Source organism: Vibrio sp. 10N.222.54.A3, from assembly GCF_041474095.1.
Lineage (GTDB): Bacteria > Pseudomonadota > Gammaproteobacteria > Enterobacterales > Vibrionaceae > Vibrio > Vibrio crassostreae_C.
The window spans coordinates 1-3,216 of record NZ_JBFRTN010000120.1 but is presented as its reverse complement, the minus strand read 5'-3'; the positions used below and the strand labels follow the sequence as shown (position 1 = coordinate 3,216).

Annotated in this window: 2 protein-coding genes; one reads left to right on the top strand and one right to left on the bottom strand. The window is 45.6% G+C overall.

The annotated features are described in order from the left end of the window. Positions 1-1,506, top strand: a 1,506-nt coding sequence (locus tag AB4507_RS20705) for an aspartate:alanine antiporter (RefSeq protein ID WP_372183246.1), incomplete at its 5' end; no start/stop codon positions are given. Positions 1,507-1,812: 306 nt separating this feature from the next. On the opposite strand, the gene fabV is transcribed toward AB4507_RS20705, so the two are convergent. Continuing rightward, positions 1,813-3,015, bottom strand: a complete 1,203-nt coding sequence (gene fabV, locus AB4507_RS20700) for an enoyl-ACP reductase FabV (protein ID WP_372183244.1) — start codon at positions 3,013-3,015, stop codon at positions 1,813-1,815. Between the last annotated feature and the right edge of the window lie 201 nt (positions 3,016-3,216).

Below are 3,216 nucleotides of genomic sequence, written 5' to 3'. Positions count from 1 at the left end.
GATGCGCTCACCATTGGTTTCATGCTGTTCATCTACTGTGTTGGCATTGAAGCTGGACCAAACTTCTTCGGTATCTTCTTCAGAGACGGTAAGCACTACCTCATTCTGAGCCTTGTGGTACTTTCTACCGCAATTGCCCTAACCTATTTCAGTAGTCATTACCTTGGCCTAGGCTTTGGTTTATCTGCAGGCATGATGGCAGGTGCCTTAACAGCAACGCCGATATTGGTAGGTGCTCAAGATGCTCTGAATTCTGGGCTTGCAGAATTACCAAGAAACATGGACTTGAGCCTGATTATCGAAAACCTTTCAGTCGGTTACGCGATGGCTTACTTGGTTGGCTTAATCAGTATGATTATGTTTGCTCGCTTGATTCCAAAACTTCAAAAAGTGAACCTACACGACTCGGCAGAGCAAATCGCCCAAGAACGTGGGTTAGGCGCTTCAGGTCAGCGTAAGGTTTACTTGCCCATTATTCGTGCTTATCGAGTGGGACCAGAGCTCATCTCTTGGACTGACGGTAAGAATCTGCGTGAACTGGGCATCTATCGCCAAACAGGCTGTTACATCGAGCGTATTCGACGTAATGGTATTCTTGCCCATCCAGATGGTGATGCAATTCTGCAAGAAGGCGATGAGATCGCATTGGTTGGTTTCCCAGATAGCCACGCTCGTCTAGACCCAAGCTTCCGTAACGGTAAAGAAGTTTTCGACCGTAACCTTCTCGATCTGCGTATCGTGGAAGAAGAGATCGTCGTTAAGAGTGACAGTATCGCAGGTAAGCGCCTATCAGACTTAAACCTGTCTGAATACGGCTGTTTCCTTAACCGCGTAGTACGTGCTCAGATTGAAATGCCGATGGACTTAAACATCGTGCTTTCTAAAGGTGACGTCCTACAGGTGAGTGGTGAAAAGAGTCGAGTGCACGGCCTAGCTGAGAAAATTGGTTTCATCTCAATCCACAGCCAAATGGCGGATTTGATGGCCTTCTGTAGCTTCTTCATTTTGGGTATTTTGTTTGGTTTGATCACCATGACATTCGGTCAGGTATCGTTTGGGCTAGGTAACGCGGTTGGCCTGCTTCTATCGGGCATCATGCTTGGTTTCCTACGAGCGAACCACCCTACTTTCGGTTATGTGCCTCAAGGTGCTCTGAACATGGTCAAAGACCTCGGTTTGATGTTCTTTATGGTCGGTATCGGCTTGAGCGCCGGTGGTAAGATATTTGAGCACTTAACCCAAGTTGGCCCACAGGTAATAGGTATTGCCCTAGTAGTGAGTGTGCTGCCAGTATTCTTCGCTTACTTGGTTGGCGCTTACGTATTGAAGATGAACCGAGCTTTGTTGTTCGGTGCAATCATTGGCGCGCGAACTTGCGCTCCAGCGATGGACATCGTAAATGACCACGCTCGCTCAACGATTCCGGCTCTGGGTTATGCGGGTACTTATGCGATAGCCAATATATTGATGACCTTAGCAGGTACTTTCATCATCATAATTAGCTAGCATCTGCTGCATTAAAAGCAGCCAAGCTTAGATATTTCGAATGCACTAATTCACTTTGGGTTAGTGCATTTTTTATAACCTGTTTTAAGCGGTTCAAGCCTTCTTCCCCACTCCTGCTCTTAACTCTCTTCATCCCTTATTTCTACTCTTGTCCCCCTTCGAATCGCGGTAGCCGTATCCGCTCTTAAATCTCTTCGCATCCCGCCACTCGAATCCCATATCTGCTCTTAATCTCTTGAACCAAATAGCAGACAAAAAAATAGGCGCTCAATGAGCGCCTATTTCGTTTAGATTCGATAACTTGAATTAGATGTCAGCTACATCAAATTCAACAGCTGGGTTAACGTCAGCTTCGTAATCAACACCTTCAACACCGAAACCAAATAGCTTCAAGAACTCTTCTTTGTACTCTACGTAGTCAGTCAGTTCTTTTAGGTTCTCAGTTGTGATTTGAGGCCATAGGTTACGACAGTGATCTTGAATGTCTTCGCGAAGCTCAAGGTCATCTAGACGTAGACGGTTCACTTCATCCACTTCTGGCGCGCTGCCGTCTTCTTTGTATAGACGTTGGCTGAACATACGGAAGATCTGTTCCATACAACCTTCGTGAATACCTTCTTCACGCATCTTCTTGAACACCATAGCGATGTAAAGAGGCATTACAGGGATTGCAGAACTTGCTTGAGTCACTACAGACTTAAGAACAGCAACGTTTGCAGTACCGCCAGTTTGGCCTAGCTTCTCGTTCAGCGCTGTCGCTGCACGGTCTAGATCCATCTTAGCTTTACCTAGTGCACCATCCCAGTAGATTGGCCACGTTAGTTCAGTACCGATGTAGCTGTAAGCAACCGTCTTACAACCGTCCGCTAGAACACCAGCTTCAGAAAGAGCATTGATCCAAAGTTCCCAATCTTCACCGCCCATTACAGTAACAGTGTCTTTGATCTCTTCTTCAGTTGCAGGCTCTACGCTTGCTTCGATGATTGTGTCTTTGTTCGTATCAACCGCAGTTGACGTGTACGTTTCACCGATAGGCTTTAGAGATGAACGAATTACTTCGCCAGTCTCTGGCATTTTACGCACTGGAGACGCCAGTGAGTACACAACCATATCGATCTGACCTAGGTCTTCTTTGATCAGGTCAATTGTTTTCTGTTTTGCTTCGTTAGAGAAAGCATCGCCGTTAAGGCTTTTTGAATACAGGCCTTCTTCTTTAGCTAGCTTGTCGAACGCTGCTGAGTTGTAGAAACCAGCTGTGCCAGTTTTTTTCTCAGTACCGGCTTTCTCGAAGAAAACACCGATAGTAGAAGCGCCGCCACCAAATGCTGCCGCAATACGTGAAGACAAGCCGTAGCCACTTGAAGAGCCAACAACTAGTACACGTTTAGGTGCGTTTGCGATTGGGCCTTGAGCTTTTGTGTAAGCAATTTGTTCTTTTACATTAGCTTCACAACCGACTGGATGTGTTGTAGTACAGATGAATCCGCGAATTCGAGGTTTGATGATCATATTCAACTTCCTTAAAAAATCAGGTTAAGGATAAGAGTTTCGTGCGCAAATGGCATCTAATTTCTGTAAAAATGTGGTGAAAATGCAAGTGGTTGGAGCACTCAACTAATATTTGCTGACTAAGTCGCCATTTGTTAACGCTTCTATTGAGACTTATACGACAAAAACAAAAAAGGCACCTTATTAGGTAATGCCGTTCAC